We start from the raw sequence: 14,893 nt of genomic DNA, 5'->3' as shown, positions 1-14,893 counted from the left end.
CACGCTTGCCTTACGGGCGCTACTTAATAATCACGCGAATAGCGAAGGCTTGCTCCCGAACCGCCGAACGAGCTGGTCTGCGACAACACGCTGAGTGCGCGCGATAGCGAGACCTCCAGCTGCGTCGCCGTGAAGCCGCGGGCATCGGTGATGATTTCGATATAGATGTTATTGGTGATGTACTTGCCCGCCGCCAGCGAGGTGCCGCGCCCGGTGGTGTCGTCCGCGCCCAGTACGCGCAGCCGGTCGATGCCCGTCGCGGACTTGAGTTGGCCAAGCGGATTGAGCCCACCCCCGCTGCCGCGCAGCGAATTGAGCGCGGCCGCGAGCTGGATCGCCTCCGTTGCCGAAAGGTTGGTGACGTTGGTGCCAAAGAACAGGCGCGAGAGCACCTCGTCCTGCGGCAAGGCCGGGTTCGAGGTGAAGGCGATCTGCGGCTTCTGGGCGGTGCCGGTGATGTTCAGGATCGCCGTCACGCCCTCGGCCGTGGTGCTGGCCGAAAGGTCGATGGTCGGGTTGGTCAGTTCCGCACCCTGGAACCGGATGACCCCCTTGGTCAGTTCGAACCGCCGGCTGGCGAAGCTGTAGGTGCCGCGCACCACTTCCATGGTGCCGCGAACCTGCGGGTTGATCGTGGTGCCGCCGATGTTGATTCGCGCCTGCCACTCCGATTCCAGGCCCATGCCGCTCACCATCAGCCGGTTGTCGGCCCGCACCCGGACGTCGAGATCGAAATTTGCGAACGCCCGCGCTGGCTTCGCCGCCTGGGCCTGCTGGGCAGGATCAAGGTCGCCCTTGCGCCGTACGCCGGTCAGTTCCGAGATCTCCGAAGCACCCTGACGGATGATCTGGTAGTTCGCCTGGGGAATGGAGATATCGCCTTCGATCTTCTGCACGCCCTTATTCTTGGTGACCGTCAACGTACCGCTGGCGGTGGCCCCCAGCGACTCGCTGCGGGCGAGCCGCGCGTCGTTGAGCTTCACGTTGATCGCCATCGGAAAGCCGTCGGCGGAAGAAAGCCCCACCCGGCCGCTGGCGCTGACGCTGCCATCCCCGGCGCGGGCAGTCAGTTGGTTGAGCACAAAGGCATCATTCGAGAACTGGCCGTCGATCTTCAGGTTTACGAGACGGGTGCCTGTTCCCTCATTGTCATAGGTCAGATTGTCCGCACGCACGACGCCGTTCAGCTGCGGCCGATCGACAAGGCCGGAGAAGTCGGCAGCGATGGCGATCGGTCCGGTAAGCTGCTGGTTCGGCAGACCTGCAAAGGCGAAAGGCAATGCAGAAGGCCCATTGTACCGCACCCCGCCAGAAAGCGGTGCCGCCATCAATCGCTCCGTCCAGCTGCCAGCACCGGGGCCGAGCGGCCGCAACGAAGCGACCACGCGGCCGATCGTGGCATCGCCCTTGCGGATCAGGGCGCGTGCATCGCCCCCATCCGGCAATAGCCTTGCAAGCAGACTGACATGGACCGGCGTCGAGACCCGAACCAGGCTGGACCGGGTAAGATCGTCAATCTCAAGCCGGACATCCGCGCTGGGGAACGCATCGGGGCTCGCCTGTGCAAAATCGAGGCTGCCCGTGGCTTTGCCACCCATGCCGAGATCGGGCATGAACGCATTCAGGATCGCCATATCCAGCCGATCGAGCCGGGCTTGCACCGTCAACTCGTCGCCATATTGGCCGGCGATACGAATGCTGCCCTGATCGAAATCGATGCGGGTCGGCAACAGCCGATATCGACCATCGGCAATGGCGATGCGCATTGCATCGGGAGTACGGAAACGAACCCCGCTCGCCCGGCCTTGCAGGGCAACAAGCCACTGCTCCGGGGTCATTCGGCCGTTGAGGGCGACGTCGAACGGCACACCCGACGATCCCGTCGCGACCGCCTTCACCGTGCCGTTGCCGCCGCGATATGCGATCTTGGCGCGGGCAGTCTTGAGCACGAACTGCCCATGCTTCAAACTGGCGACCTGCACATCGGCGAGAATTTGCGGCTGGTCGGCCAGCACGATGCTGGCGGTGGCGATCGCCTGTCCGATGGTGAATTCCGCCACGCCGGGGATAGTGGCATTGGCTGCGGTCGCGCGCAGGTCCGCGCGCTGGAACTTGCCTTCAGCCGCAAGCGTCGCGACACCATCGATACCCGATCCGCGGAAACTGAGCTGGCCGGCGAAAGGGCCGGTAGGGGTAGCCTGGACCCGACCAGCGATGTCCATGCCGGCAAAGCGGGCCGCACGCACGTCAATCGCAAGCGCACGTCCGGTGCGCACCAGCACGTCGGCGTTGAACGGCCCGTAATTGCTATCTCCGGTGGCGGTGACGGCATAGGCATCGCCGCGCCCGTTCACCCGAGCCTCCACCTTGGCCAGGCCAACGCCCAGCCCGGGCTTCTCCGCGCGCAACAGCAACTGCGGCGCGCCGAGCGTACCGGTGACGCGTGCGTTCAGCGGCCCATAACGTGTGGAGACGGCATCGGCGGTGAGCCGGATCGGGCCAGCCGGATCATAGCTACCCGAGCCGCGCAACACTCTGAATTCGGGCGCGCGCATCCGTAGGTCGCTCACCCCTATCACGCCACGGGGATCAAGGTTCAGCCGCGCGGAAGCTACCGTGTTTCCGCCAAGGAAGTTGCGCACGCCTTCGTTGAAAAGCTGTCGACTGCGGCCCGCGACACGCCCGCGGATGCCCCAGCCACCACCTGGCGCGGAGTATAGTTCGGCATCGGTGTTGAGATCGACCACGCCGACCCCATCGATGCGGTATTGGTTGATACGGCCTTTCAGCGCGCCAGCATAGCGCCCCCGCGCCATATCGGCGGCGATGATCGCGGTAGCATCTACCTTGTCCGACCGCAGGCGGAGATTGTCCGACAGGATCCGCCCGCCGGAAATGGCGAGATCACCATTGATCGACACGTTGGTGACGAGACCGCCGGCCGCGGCGTTCAGACCGGCGATGCGAGCGGCACGCGCGCGCACGGGAACGAGAATTCGATCTGAATCCACCCGGGCTCGCCCCTCTGCCGTGAGGCGCTCGACCACGGTTTCGCCGAAGCCAATTGCCCCGGCGGAAAGCTTATAGTCCACCATCGGTGTGGCGAAGGCACCATCGAGTGCCAGCGACGCACGCACCGACCGTCCGTTGAGCTTGGGCGCGATCGATGCTGGGTTTCGCAGCAGAGCGTCGAGACGAACATTGCGAAAATGGTTGTTACCCAGATCGACAAGCCCGCTGGCCTCGGCCGAAAGCGCCGCCGACCGCAGCTTCACGACCCCGTTGGCCGTGCGGTCCGCCCAGCGGAAATCGCTGTCCAGCTGCAGCCCGGGGGCCGTCAATCGTGCGACCGGCCCGTCCAGATACAAGCCCGGATGCGTCATCCCGCGGATCTGGAACCGCCCGTCATCCGCCACGACCGTCAGATCCGCCAGATCCGCGGTACCCAGTGTGGCAAGGGCCCGCCCCTGCCAGTGTTTCCAGTCGCCGCGCCCCTGCACATTTGCGCGCAGCGGTGCCTTGAACCCGGCAAGACCCGCGACCAGCCCCGAGCCCGGCGCATCGAGCCGCAGATCGATGTCCAGCCGGTTCGCCGCGGGCACCGCATCGAGGCGCAGGTTCAGCCGATCGCCGCCCGCAAGCCCCCGCGCCGCGACCGTCCCCCCCTCCGCGCGGATCTGCGCGCGGCCGTTGGAAAGGTGAGCCGCCCCTCGCAACATCGCGAGATGCCGTTGCCCGCTGACGGCCGGACCAATGTCGATCCGGGCGACGCGCAACCGAGCGATATCGATGTTCAGATCGGGCAGCAGCGGGGCGTTCGGATCGCCTGAAGCTTTGAGTTCCGGCAGTCGAGCGAGGCGGACCTCCGGGCTTTCCAGGCTACGGATATCGATATGGTTGTCGATATAGGCGAAGGGCCGCCAATCGAGACGGATTTCCTGTGCGGTGGCAAAGACCCCCTTGGTATCGCGCACCCGCACGTCGCGGAGCACCATGGCGCCATAGATCGATCCGTCGATGCGACCGATGCGAAAGCCCAGCCCGGAATCGAGCCGCAAACGGCTGAGTTGATCTGCGATCAGGCGGCGACCAGGCTGGGTATCGAGCCCCAGCACCGCCAATCCCAACAACGCGGCGATCGAAACCACCCCGATGGCAATCCACTGCGCGATCCGCAACCATAACGGCTTTCCCTTGCGGACCGCAGGCGCCGGCGCCTGCGCCTCGGGCATCTCTTCCACCATCAAAAAGCCTGCCCGATCGAGATGTAGAGCGCGATCTTGGATTCGTTCTTCTTGCGGGCGATCGGCGTTGCAACATCGATCCGGAGCGGGCCGAAATTGGTGTAAAGCCGCCCGCCGATACCGGCACCGAAGCGCAGGTTGCGACCCGTCGGCATCACCCCTTCATAGACCTGGCCGGCATCGAGGAAAGGAACGATCCCGTAGTTACCGAAGCGATAGCGCGCTTCGATCCCGAACTCGTTGAACGAACGGCCGCCCACCGCACGGCCATCCGGGGAGCGCGGCCCGAGTTCCTGATAGCCGAAACCACGTACCGATCCGCCGCCGCCGCTGTAATAGCGCCGCGAAGGCGGAAGTTCATCGCGCGAAACGCCGTTGATCGATCCGAACCGCGCCCGCCCGGCAAGCACGATGTTGCTGGCCACCGGATAATAGCCATCAACCTCGACCATGGTGCGCGCATAGGGACGCACCGACCCGCGCACAGACGTTTCCGCACTGGCGTTCGCCTTGATGCGGTAGCCGCGCGTAGGGTTCAGAAGGTCGTCCGAGGTATCATAACCGAGGAACGTGGGAATGGCAGCGATCAGCCATGTACCGCGATCGCGCTTGCCCAGATTGAAGTTGTAGCGATCCTCGTTCGAGCCCACCAGTTCGGCGCCATAATAATAGGTCCAGCGCTTTTGCCAGATCGGCGTCGAGTCGCGTGAAATCCGGGCAGACAGCGTCGTTGTGTAGGATTCGAAAGCGTCATAATCCGCGTGATTAAGCGACGCTATCACCAACAAGGTACGATCGCGCATCCCGGCGTTGGATCGCCGGAAGGTCGTGGTAAGTGCCTGTTCCTGCGTGCCGAGGATGCTGCTCACGGTCAGCGCACCTTCGGGTGGAAACAGGTTGCGGTGGGTCCAACTGGCCTGAAGCTTGATGCCCTGGCCGGTGCTGTAGCCCAGTTCGCCTGCCAGCGTGCGCGGCTTGCCGGCCAATTGGGTAACCAGCAGATCCACCTTCTCGGTGCCATCCGGCCCCGCTTCGCCGGTCCGCTTCGGTTCGACCGCAACGGTCGAGAACAGGCCCGTCGCGATCAGCGCCTGGCGCAGATCGTCCACCTTGCGGCTGTCGTAGATCGCGCCTTCACGGTAGCGACGGAAAATGTTGATATGATCGACATCGAACACCTGGCGTGCGCCGGCCGTCTGCACGCTGCCGAAGCTGGCGCGAGGACCCAGCGTCACCGGCAGGGTGTAGTCGCCGGTGTGGGTGGCATCGTCGAGCAGGATATCGCGCTGACCGACTTCCACGAAAGGATAGCCTTGTTGCGGCAATCGCAACGAAACATTGGCCTCTGCCCCCAACACGCGATCAGCCTGGATGGGATCGCCCGGATTGAGGTTCAATTCGCGATCCAGCAAGCCGGGCGGTACCGTCGCGCCGCTTTCGATCCGGACCGTGCCGAGGCGATAGAGCGTACCTGGGGTTACCGCGATCGTCGCCCGCACCGAGCCGGAATTGGGCGGAGTCTGCTCGATCAACGACGTTGCGGTGCCATCATAATAGCCAAGCGACCGCATCAGCCGGAGCGCCAGTTTCTCATCTTCCCGCGCCCGCGCGGCGACCATCGCCGCATTCGCCGCCTTGCCCTTGCCCTGGAACAGCGCCGACAGATCCTCGAAACGATCTTCCAGCCGCAATTTGTCCAACCCCGTCACCGCCGTCGTGTAGCGAATGGCCGGTGCATTCTCCGAATCGTCGTCAACGGGTGCTGCGGCAGGATCGACCTTGAACTCGGCCAGGGACGGCAACGGCGCCTCCATCTCTGCGGGAACCGAGCCAAGCGGCGCAAATGCCTGTCCTTCGGCGGCTGAGGGGGCCGCAGGTTCCGGTTTGGCGGCTGTGGCTGTCGTTGCGGCTGGCGTTTTCGGCTTGTCGAAGCTTTGCAACGGCTCGAGCGGCGCGTTGATATCCTCGCTCAGTTTCGGAAGCGATTGATCGAAAATGGCATCCGGCACGATAGGGGTTTGCGGATCGACGACCGGCGGGCGTACAATGCTCCCGGTCGGCGCGGGCTGCGGCAGGGGCTGGGCTGGAGCCCCCTGACCGGGCTTGGCATCGCCCATTTGCGCGTGCGCGATTGCTGGCACGAAACCCGCCCCCGCGAGCGCGAAGACCCAAACCGCCCGAACCCCGTTTCTCACGCGCCTCCTTCGAGAGCCGCGATCGATCCGGCCCACTCGCTTTCGTAACGGTCTGTTGCCGATTTTGCTCCCAAAAGCCATGCGCCCGAACATCGCATTCGGTCAAAAGGTTCCGGCGCGCGTCCGCCTCCTTTCAGGTCAGTCCGCAGCGAATGCCGCTACCGCGCCCTCGATCCGTTCCAGCATCGCAGCAAGCTGGGTCCGCTCGTCCTCGGAGAAGCAGGAAAATAGCTGGCGCTCCATTTCCAGTGCCTTGGGTGCAATCTGCTCGTACAGCTGCCAGCCATCCGCCGTCAGGTTCAGCAGATGGGAGCGCTGATCGCTCGGGTTGCTGTCCCGTGCTACAAGACCGCGCTCGACAAGCCCGATCGCCGCGCGGCTGACCGTCACCTTGTCCATCCGCGTGCGCCCGCACAACGCCTGCTGGCTCATCGCACCGCCCTCTGCCAGCACCGCCACCAGTCGCCATTCCGGGATGCGCAGGCCGAACAGGTTGCGATAGGCACCGGCAACCGCATCGGACACGGCATTCGATGCGATGGATAGCCGATACGGCAAAAACGCGTTTAATTTCAATCCACTCATACCGAAACGCAGCTCCCGGTTTCGCTTTGCGCATGTGACAACGCCATCATGTTGCAAATTTTGCAATGGTATCGATAACATTTCGCACTTGCAGCACTAGCCCGTGCGGTGCAGAAAGATCGGGCCTTTCAGGCATCCTCTCCTAAGACTTTCATAGGCCGCCCTCCGGGGCGGCCTTTTTTTTGGCCTGACCGCGCCTGGGGATCAATGGTCGATCGGTATCACGCGCACCGTCACCGGGTCGCTCGGCACGGGCGAAGGCGTGAACCAGTGCGACCCGAGCCACACCGCAAAGGCACCAGCGGCGAGCATGATGCCGAACGGCAACCGGTCGGTGGCGCGCACCTGCCGGCCCGCACCAACCCGGACCAGCACGACGGCAAGACCGATCATGCTTGCCACGAGCAGCACAACGGGCAGATCCTGCCAACCCAGCCAGCAGCCGATCGCGCCAAACAACTTTGGGTCACCGCCACCCAATCCGTGCCGTCCCCGCAATGCCTTGTAGCCACGCGCCACCAGCCAGAGGGCGCCGAAACCCGCCATCCCACCGATCACGCGCTCTACCAGCGGCACGCCTAAGCCGAGAGTGCCTGCCGCAAGCCCAGAGAGTGCAAGCGCCACGTTCAACCCATTGGGCAGCCAAAATGCGGCAAGGTCGAGTGCGGCCAGTGCCAGCAGCAGCCAGCCGAACACCGCGCCAGCCGCGCCTTCCCATCCCGGCGCAGCGAGGCCCGCAACGACGCCGATCGCCAGTCCCAGGACCTCCACCACCCAATGGCCAGGCGCGATCGCCGCTCGGCAATGACGACAGCGTCCGCGTTGAAGTACGAAGCTGACAACCGGCACCAATTCCCCTGCCTTCAGCAGCTGACCACAGGAATCGCAGGAAGACCGGCCGATCGCGACACTTCGCCCTTCCGGCCAGCGGATCGCCATCGTCGCGATGAAGCTGCCGAACACCGCTCCCAGCACGCCGAGAAGAAGCGGCACGCCCCATATCTCACCCGGCGTCACGCGGGCGCCGCTTGCGGATCAGATAGCGGTACACGCCGAACAGGTTGATGCAGAACAGCACCAGATTTTGGGTCCAGAGCGGCTCGTCGCCGGTCATGAGCGCGCCGCCGATCCAGCAGATGCTCGAGCCCACGAACAGCACAAAGCCCCAACCGGTCGCCCGCCGGCCGAGATCGAGCGCGACAAGGAACGCCGCGATCATTCCACTGATCGAAGCGCCCCATTTGAGAATGTCGACAAGGTTCATGCACGGTTCCCTTCCTGCGGGAGCGCGCCGGCTTTTGCAAACCCGCCACCAACCCCCTAGATCGGCCGCAAACACCCGAGAGGAGCCGTTATGTCCGCCGACCCCATCGTGATTCTTTCCTATGCCCGCACGCCGATGGGGAGTTTCCAGGGTAGCCTGGCCGATGCTGCCGCTACCGATCTGGGCGCCACCGCCGTCGGCGCCGCGGTCGAGCGCGCCGGGCTGAAGGGGGACGCGATCGAGCGCATCTATATGGGCTGCGTGCTGCCCGCCGGGCTGGGGCAGGCCCCTGCCCGCCAGGCCGCACTCAAGGCCGGTCTGCCGCAGCACATCGAGGCGACGACGATCAACAAGATGTGCGGATCGGGGATGCAGGCGACGATAATGGCCGCCGAGGCGCTGGCCGCGGGGTCGGTCGATCTGCTGATCGCCGGCGGCATGGAGAGCATGACCAACGCGCCCTATCTCTCGATGCGGCACCGCAGCGGCGCGCGGATCGGACATGACGTGCTGAAGGACCATATGTTCCTCGATGGTCTCGAGGACGCCTATGAGCCCGGCCGGCTGATGGGCAGCTTCGCCGAGGAGACCGCCAAGGAATATCAGTTCACCCGCGAGGCGCAGGACGCCTTCGCCATCGCCAGCCTGGAGCGCGCCAAGGCCGCCCAGGGCAACGGCGCGTTCGATCGCGAGATCGTGCCTGTCGAGCTGCAGGGCCGCAAGGGCGTGGTGACCGTGGCCCTCGACGAACAGCCGACCAAGGCCGACCCGTCCAAGATCCCGACGCTGAAGCCCGCCTTCGCCAAGGACGGCACGATCACCGCCGCCAATGCCTCGTCGATCTCGGACGGCGCGGCAGCACTGGTGCTGGCACGCGCCTCGGTGGCTGAGAAGCTGGGCCTGACGCCGATCGCGCGGATCCTTTCCCACGCGGCCCACGCCCATGCACCGGCGCGCTTCACGACTGCGCCGGTGTTCGCGATGCGCAAGGCCCTGGAAAAGGCCGGCTGGTCGACCGGCGACGTCGATCTGTTCGAAGTCAACGAAGCCTTTGCCTGCGTGACGATGATCGCGATGCGCGAACTCGGCCTCAGCCACGAGGCGGTCAACATCCATGGCGGCGCTTGCGCACTGGGGCATCCCATCGGCGCGAGCGGCGCGCGGGTACTGGCGACCTTGCTATCGGCGCTCGAGACCAACGGGCAGAAGCGCGGACTGGCGTCGCTCTGCATCGGCGGCGGCGAAGCGACCGCGATGGCCGTGGAACTGATGGATTAAGCGCCGCACCCGCGGCTCGACAGGGAGAAGGGATATTGCCATTCCTTCCCCATGATCCGGTATCTCAGCGCGTGGCGTGCGCTTCCCCGGCGCCAATCCGCCTCGCTTATCCTGCTTGCCCTTGCGGCAGCGCCGCTGCGAATGGCTGCTGACGATCCTGGTCGCGCCCGGCATGGCAGACGAATATAACGGGCAACAGGGCGATCTATGGGATCCCCAGAAGGACATGGCGATCGCCATGCTCGGGGCGGCCCTCGCCGCGCCTTGGCAATGGCCGCGCGCCCAAGGCGATCGCCGGCCGCCCGGGATGAACGGCCATCGCCCCTGACGATGGCTGTCGCTTCGCCTATCGCACCGTTTCGCCCGGATCCGTTCCCCAAATCCGCGTCTGCTCCACATAGCCCGCGCGCCCGCCGACATCGAACCAGCACCAGCCGCCGCTGCACGCGCTGATCCGTCCGACCACACCCGGCGCCGCACGCCAGCTGATATGCGAATCGTTCGCCGGCGTGCTGTGCAGCTCCGCAATGCCCCCGATAACGATCGCGGTCCGCTTGTCGTCGAGCAGATTTCCCTGCATCCAGCCCTCTGCGCCATCGGGATCGCGCACCTTCAGCCAGGCACCATAGCTGGCGACCACCTTCAGCGGCAGCCCGCGCCGCTGATAGAACCAGTTGGTAGGATAGTTTCGCCCGGGCCCGGTCCGCATCCGCGCTTTGCTCGCCTTCAGCGAAGCATAATAAGGCGGCTTCCGCTCCGCATAGGCAGGGGTAGCCAGGGCGACGAGCGCCAGGGCCGCGATACCGATCGAGAAACGCCGCTGCTGCATGACAACGTCTATCGACCACTGCGCCGCGCGCTTCAACCGTTGACTGTATTCGCGGCACCGGCCAAGCCCTGTGCCATGGCCGATACCAAGCGACCGTCCCGCCCCCGGGTAATCGTTACCCGCGCGCTGCCCCAGGCCAGCGAAGCGCGGATGGAAGCCCTGTTCGATTCGGTGCGCAATCCAGGCGATACGCCGATGGACGCGGCGGCGCTCGCTGCGGCCATGGCCGACGCCGACGTTCTCGTCCCCACCGTCACCGATCGCATCACTGCCGATCTGATCGCCGCCGCGCCCGATCGCCTGCGGCTGATCGCAAATTACGGCGCCGGCGTCGGCCATATCGACCTGAAGGCTGCACGCGCGCGCGGCATCGTCGTCACCAACACGCCCGGCGTGCTTACCGACGACACCGCCGACATGGCGATGGCGCTGATCCTCGCCGTGCCGCGGAGGCTGGTGGAGGGCGACAAGCTGGTCCGCGCTGGTGCATGGACCGGGTGGAGTCCGACCAGCATGCGCGGCCACCGCATTGGTGGGCGCAAGCTGGGCATTCTCGGCATGGGCCGGATCGGCCAGGCCGTGGCGCAGCGCGCCCGGGCCTTCGGGCTGCAGATCCATTATCATGGGCGGCACCGGGTACATGAAGTGCTCGAGCATCAGCTGGGCGCGACCTATCACGACGATCTCGACGCGATGCTGGAAGCGATCGACATCCTGACGATTCACACGCCGCACACCGCCGCCACCAATGGACTGATCGACGCACGACGACTCGATCTCCTGGGACCGGATGGCTGGCTGATCAACACCGCGCGCGGTGAAATCGTCGATCCGGAAGCGCTGGTCGCGGCGTTGCAGGCCCGCCGCATCGCGGGTGCGGGCCTGGACGTCTATGTCGACGAGCCGAACGTCGATCCGAGGCTGATCGGACTGGAGAATGTGGTGCTGCTGCCGCACCTCGGCTCGGCGACGTTCGAAGCGCGCGAAGCGATGGGGATGAAGGTCATCGCCAATATCCGCAGCTGGGCCGATGGCCACCGCCCGCCGGATCAGGTGTTCGAGGGGTGGCTGTAACCTTCTAAGCCCCTCCCCTGAAAGGGAGGGGCGTAGAAGTTTTCCTCAATCCCCGGTCAGGATCCGATCGACCAGCTGCTTCACCGTCGGCACGAACCCGTTCGAATAGAAGGGATCGCGCTTGAAGTTGTACGCGGCATGGCCGGCAAACATCAGGTTCTGATCGGTATCGCCGCCATGGGCGATGTCCTGCAGCGTCTTCTGGATGCAGAAGCTGCGCGGATCGGCCAGACGGCCGGTCGAGTTGGTCTCGGTATCCGCCCAGGACGAGAACTGGCACTGGCTGAGGCAGCCCATGCAGTCGGCCTGGTCCTTGCGGATGATCTGCTGGTCCTCGGCCGTCACGAACACCAAGGTGTTGTCCGGCGTCTTCAGCGCGCTGGTGAAGCCCAGGCCGAACCATTCGCGCGCGCGCAGCAGGTCGTTGCGGGTCACCCAGAAATTCTTGCCCTTCACGCCGACGTCGAGCTGGAAGGTGTGATCCCCCGCCGCCTCGGTGGAGTACGGGATCTGGCGCTCCGAACGCGCCTCCAGGTGCCGCAGGAACGGATTGCGGACCGCGCTGGAATAGAAGCCCGTGGGCGAGAAGCGGTGCAGCAGCACATCGCCTTCCTCGATCTCCATCAGCTTGGCCTTCCAGCCCTCCGGGATCGGGCTTTCCTTGGTGAGCAACGGACGGGTGCCGAACTGGAAGGCGATCGCGCCCAGCTCGGGATTGTCGATCCAGTCGTTCCAGTCGCGCAGGTACCAGACGCCGCCGGCCATCACGATCGGCACGCTATCCGGCAGGCCGCCCTCGCGCATCACGTCGCGCAGCGCCTTGACGCGCGGATAGGGATCCTGCGGCGCGCGCGGATCCTCGGCGTTGGACAGGCCGTTATGCCCGCCGGCGAGCCAGGGATCTTCATAGACCACCGCCGCCAACCATTCCTGCGCCTTCGAATAGGCCCGCTTCCACAGCGCGCGGAAGGCGCGGCCGGAGCTGACGATCGGCAGGTAGCTCACCTCATGGTGCGCCGCGATCTCGCTGAGCTTGTAGGGCATGCCCGCGCCGCAGGTGACGCCCGCCACCATGCCCTTGGTCCGCTCCAGCACGCCCTGGAGGACGCGCTGGGCGCCGCCCATTTCCCAGAGCACGTTGATGTTGATCGCGCCCTTGCCGCCGGCGATCTCGAAGGCGCGCTTGACCTGCTGGACGGCGCCTTCGATCGCGTACTGGATCAGCTCTTCGTGGCGCTCGCGGCGCGTGAGGGCACGGTAGATCTGGGGGATGATCTTGCCATCCGCGTCATAGCTGTCGGCGTTGACCGCGCTGACCGTGCCGATGCCGCCGGCGGCCGCCCAGGCCCCCGCGCTCGCATGGTTGGTTGCTGCGACGCCCTTCCCGCCCTCGACCAGCGGCCAGACCTCACGGCCGTTGTAGTTGATGGGCGAAAGACCCTTGAACACATTGCCTCCACAAAAATTGCCGCGCGACGCTAGCCGGAACGGTCGCAACAAGCGAGTAACATTTGCTCCCGGCGGCCTTAACCCAGCACCCCCGGCCGCCCCATCGCCTGCCCATAGAGCCGGGCATGGGCTTCTACCATGGCCTCCGCACTGAACAACGCCGCGACCCGGCTCCGGTTCGCTTCCCCCACCCGCCTGCGCTCATCGGGATATTGCGCCAACGGATCGAGCCGGTCCCGCATCGTTACTTCGGTACGCTCCGGCAAAAGGTAGCGCTGGTTAGGTTCGGAGACCATCGCCGGAATATCCCCTAGCCTCGGCGCCACGATGGTCAGCCCGGCCGCCATCGCCTGCAGCACCGATACCGGCGCCTCGACCGTCTTTCCGGACAACGCGAGCATGTCGAACAAGCCCAGATAGCGATGCGGATGCGGCAACGCTCCCGGCAGGAATATCTGGTCGTCCACCGCCATCGCTTCGGCCTGATCCAGGATCGCCTGACGTTCCGGACCCTCGCCCAGGATCACCAGCTTGAACCGGGAGGTCATGCCGCCCACGGCGCGGACCAGCAGCGGCAGATCCTCCTCCGGTCGCAGCCCGGCGATGCAGGCGATGAACACCTCCCCTTTGCGGCGCTTGGCCAGCATCGGCAGCAGCGTCGGATCGGGCGCCTGGGCGAAGCGCGCCACCGAAACGCCACCGGGAATGTGAACGATCCGTTCCGCCGGCTGCTTCCAGAAGCGGACCGCCACCTGCTCCAGCCGCGCCGAAGGAACGACAAGCGCGTTTGCGGCCGGCAGCGCCATGCGACGATACATGTTGCGCATCGTGCTGAGCTTGCCGGTTTCGCCGCCATCCAGCCCATCTTCGTGATGGACGATCGGTGGCAGCCCCTTGCCGAACACGCGTGCCGCCATCACCCCGTCGATCGCGCCCCACCCATGCGTCAACACCAGGTCGAAGCGCCGCATGAACCGGGCGATCGCCTCGTAGCGCTTGACCGAAGGCTTGCCCACAAGTGGAGGCGGATCAAGCGCAATCTCATATTTGATCTCGCCCTCGATTGCGTCCCGTGCGGAGAGCTGATCGGGCAGCGCGGAGACGATGGTGTGTCGAGCACGGTCGCCAAAGGCGTTCATCAGTTGCACCGAGCGCGGTTCGCCACCATCCATCGCGAAGCTGGAATGAAGATGAAGGATATGGATCGACATGGGGGCCGGGGTTTAGCGGGGGTTTGCCGCGCCGTCACCCGCTAGGCTGTAGACGGATAAAGTTTGGAAGGACCGAAAGCGCCCCGCTAGCGGACGCAGCAAGTCGGACTATGCTCCCGGTTCGACCGGCTCGCCAATGTTTGCAGCTGCATAAACCAGACACCCGGCGAGGAACCAAGGCGCACCATAGAACATGGCGAAAAGGGCGAAGGCATCCCAGTCATCAAACATCCAGAGCGGACTCAGAAAGAACTGGATGGTGATAGGGAAGAGAAGCAACATTGGTGTCATCACAAGCACGACGGCGAGATTGACCATCCACTTGTTTTGCGGCCGATCTCGGGAAGCATCCCAGAAAAGAGACCGCAGGAAGCTTTTGCGTGACATGCTTTCATAATACACTGATCGCCGAAGCAATCAACGGCATCTGTGGACGCCCCTTCGGATGCAAGCGGTAAATCGGGGTAATGTTGGCACGTAGTCGGATGCTGTCATCGCCAGTCGGCCAAGGATGCCGAAGTCAGCGGCGTCGCGGTGAACAAGGCGGTCGGCGCGATGCAGACGATCGCCGAGAAGATCGGCATCGTCCAGGAAATCGCCCGCCAGACCGATCTGCTCGCCCTGAATGCCGCCGTCGAGGCAGCCCGCGCCGGCGAACATGGCCGCGGCTTCGCGGTGGTCGCCTCCGAAGTGCGCAAGCTCGCCGAGCGCAGCCAGGGTGCCGCCGCCGAAATCAGCTCGGTCTCCTCGGAAACGGTGAAGGC

The 14,893-nt window shown here is 65.1% G+C and carries 11 protein-coding genes and 2 pseudogenes; 4 read left to right on the top strand and 9 right to left on the bottom strand.

What is annotated here, in order from left to right; all coding sequences use genetic code 11:
* Window positions 1-23: 23 nt before the first annotated feature.
* From DD559_RS12815 to DD559_RS12795, 5 genes are all read right to left on the bottom strand, one after another.
* Window positions 24-4,244 carry a translocation/assembly module TamB domain-containing protein gene (locus tag DD559_RS12815; RefSeq protein ID WP_116469517.1) on the bottom strand — a complete coding sequence of 1,407 codons (4,221 nt, stop codon included), beginning with the start codon at window positions 4,242-4,244 and terminating at the stop codon, window positions 24-26.
* The gene (locus DD559_RS12810; RefSeq protein ID WP_240610393.1) at window positions 4,244-6,361 is read right to left on the bottom strand and encodes an autotransporter assembly complex protein TamA; all 2,118 of its coding nucleotides are present in this window, start codon (window positions 6,359-6,361) and stop codon (window positions 4,244-4,246) included. The genes DD559_RS12815 and DD559_RS12810 overlap by 1 nt, the downstream gene beginning before the upstream one ends.
* Window positions 6,362-6,577: 216 nt before the next feature.
* A complete protein-coding gene (locus DD559_RS12805; RefSeq protein WP_116469516.1) occupies window positions 6,578-7,024 on the bottom strand; it encodes a MarR family winged helix-turn-helix transcriptional regulator in 447 nt (148 codons plus the stop codon).
* A 204-nt stretch (window positions 7,025-7,228) separates the two neighbouring features.
* The gene (locus DD559_RS12800) at window positions 7,229-8,017 is read right to left on the bottom strand and encodes a prepilin peptidase (protein WP_438270408.1); all 789 of its coding nucleotides are present in this window, start codon (window positions 8,015-8,017) and stop codon (window positions 7,229-7,231) included.
* Between the two features lie 10 nt (window positions 8,018-8,027).
* Entirely contained in the window at window positions 8,028-8,288 is a 261-nt protein-coding gene (locus DD559_RS12795; RefSeq protein WP_240610244.1) for a hypothetical protein, read from the bottom strand.
* 90 nt (window positions 8,289-8,378) lie between these two features.
* On the opposite strand from DD559_RS12795, the gene DD559_RS12790 reads away from it, so the two are divergent.
* Window positions 8,379-9,566, top strand: a complete 1,188-nt coding sequence (locus DD559_RS12790; RefSeq protein ID WP_116469514.1) for an acetyl-CoA C-acyltransferase — start codon at window positions 8,379-8,381, stop codon at window positions 9,564-9,566.
* Window positions 9,567-9,705: 139 nt separating this feature from the next.
* A pseudogene (locus tag DD559_RS12785) lies at window positions 9,706-9,894 on the top strand (DUF2238 domain-containing protein); the annotation flags it as partial.
* A gap of 18 nt (window positions 9,895-9,912) precedes the next feature.
* On the opposite strand, the gene DD559_RS12780 reads toward DD559_RS12785, so the two are convergent.
* Window positions 9,913-10,395: an SH3 domain-containing protein gene (locus tag DD559_RS12780; protein WP_116469513.1), complete on the bottom strand. Its 483-nt coding sequence runs from the start codon at window positions 10,393-10,395 to the stop codon at window positions 9,913-9,915.
* A 75-nt stretch (window positions 10,396-10,470) separates the two neighbouring features.
* On the opposite strand from DD559_RS12780, the gene DD559_RS12775 reads away from it, so the two are divergent.
* Window positions 10,471-11,469 (top strand): 2-hydroxyacid dehydrogenase, encoded by a 999-nt coding sequence (locus DD559_RS12775; RefSeq protein ID WP_116469512.1) that lies wholly within the window; start codon window positions 10,471-10,473, stop codon window positions 11,467-11,469.
* A gap of 45 nt (window positions 11,470-11,514) precedes the next feature.
* Here DD559_RS12775 and DD559_RS12770 read toward each other — a convergent pair whose 3' ends face one another.
* The 3 genes from DD559_RS12770 to DD559_RS12760 all read right to left on the bottom strand — a co-directional run bounded on the left by DD559_RS12770 (window position 11,515) and on the right by DD559_RS12760 (window position 14,516).
* Complete coding sequence (locus tag DD559_RS12770) at window positions 11,515-12,918, bottom strand: NAD(P)H-dependent flavin oxidoreductase (protein WP_116469511.1); 1,404 nt, start codon at window positions 12,916-12,918, stop codon at window positions 11,515-11,517.
* Window positions 12,919-12,995: 77 nt separating this feature from the next.
* Window positions 12,996-14,129, bottom strand: a complete 1,134-nt coding sequence (locus DD559_RS12765) for a glycosyltransferase family 4 protein (protein ID WP_116469510.1) — start codon at window positions 14,127-14,129, stop codon at window positions 12,996-12,998.
* 108 nt (window positions 14,130-14,237) lie between these two features.
* Window positions 14,238-14,516 carry a hypothetical protein gene (locus DD559_RS12760; RefSeq protein WP_165831089.1) on the bottom strand — a complete coding sequence of 93 codons (279 nt, stop codon included), beginning with the start codon at window positions 14,514-14,516 and terminating at the stop codon, window positions 14,238-14,240.
* Window positions 14,517-14,624: 108 nt separating this feature from the next.
* Between DD559_RS12760 and DD559_RS12755 the strand changes: the two are divergent.
* Window positions 14,625-14,893, top strand: a pseudogene (locus tag DD559_RS12755) (methyl-accepting chemotaxis protein); the annotation flags it as partial.

Origin of the sequence: Sphingomonas pokkalii (assembly GCF_003096275.1) — a bacterium.
GTDB classification, from domain to species: domain Bacteria; phylum Pseudomonadota; class Alphaproteobacteria; order Sphingomonadales; family Sphingomonadaceae; genus Sphingomonas; species Sphingomonas pokkalii.
Note: the sequence above shows the minus strand (reverse complement) of the source record. Positions and strands in the feature narration are given on the sequence as shown.

Bases quoted from the DNA above. Each gene is read 5' to 3' on its own strand.
- DD559_RS12815 (WP_116469517.1), bottom strand. From the start codon at position 4,244: ATGGTGGAAGAGATGCCCGAGGCGCAGGCGCCGGCGCCTGCGGTCCGC.
- DD559_RS12810 (WP_240610393.1), bottom strand. From the start codon at position 6,361: ATGGGCGATGCCAAGCCCGGTCAGGGGGCTCCAGCCCAGCCCCTGCCG.
- DD559_RS12805 (WP_116469516.1), bottom strand. From the start codon at position 7,024: ATGAGTGGATTGAAATTAAACGCGTTTTTGCCGTATCGGCTATCCATC.
- DD559_RS12795 (WP_240610244.1), bottom strand. From the start codon at position 8,288: ATGAACCTTGTCGACATTCTCAAATGGGGCGCTTCGATCAGTGGAATG.
- DD559_RS12790 (WP_116469514.1), top strand. From the start codon at position 8,379: ATGTCCGCCGACCCCATCGTGATTCTTTCCTATGCCCGCACGCCGATG.
- DD559_RS12780 (WP_116469513.1), bottom strand. From the start codon at position 10,395: ATGCAGCAGCGGCGTTTCTCGATCGGTATCGCGGCCCTGGCGCTCGTC.
- DD559_RS12775 (WP_116469512.1), top strand. From the start codon at position 10,471: ATGGCCGATACCAAGCGACCGTCCCGCCCCCGGGTAATCGTTACCCGC.
- DD559_RS12765 (WP_116469510.1), bottom strand. From the start codon at position 14,129: ATGTCGATCCATATCCTTCATCTTCATTCCAGCTTCGCGATGGATGGT.
- DD559_RS12760 (WP_165831089.1), bottom strand. From the start codon at position 14,516: ATGTCACGCAAAAGCTTCCTGCGGTCTCTTTTCTGGGATGCTTCCCGA.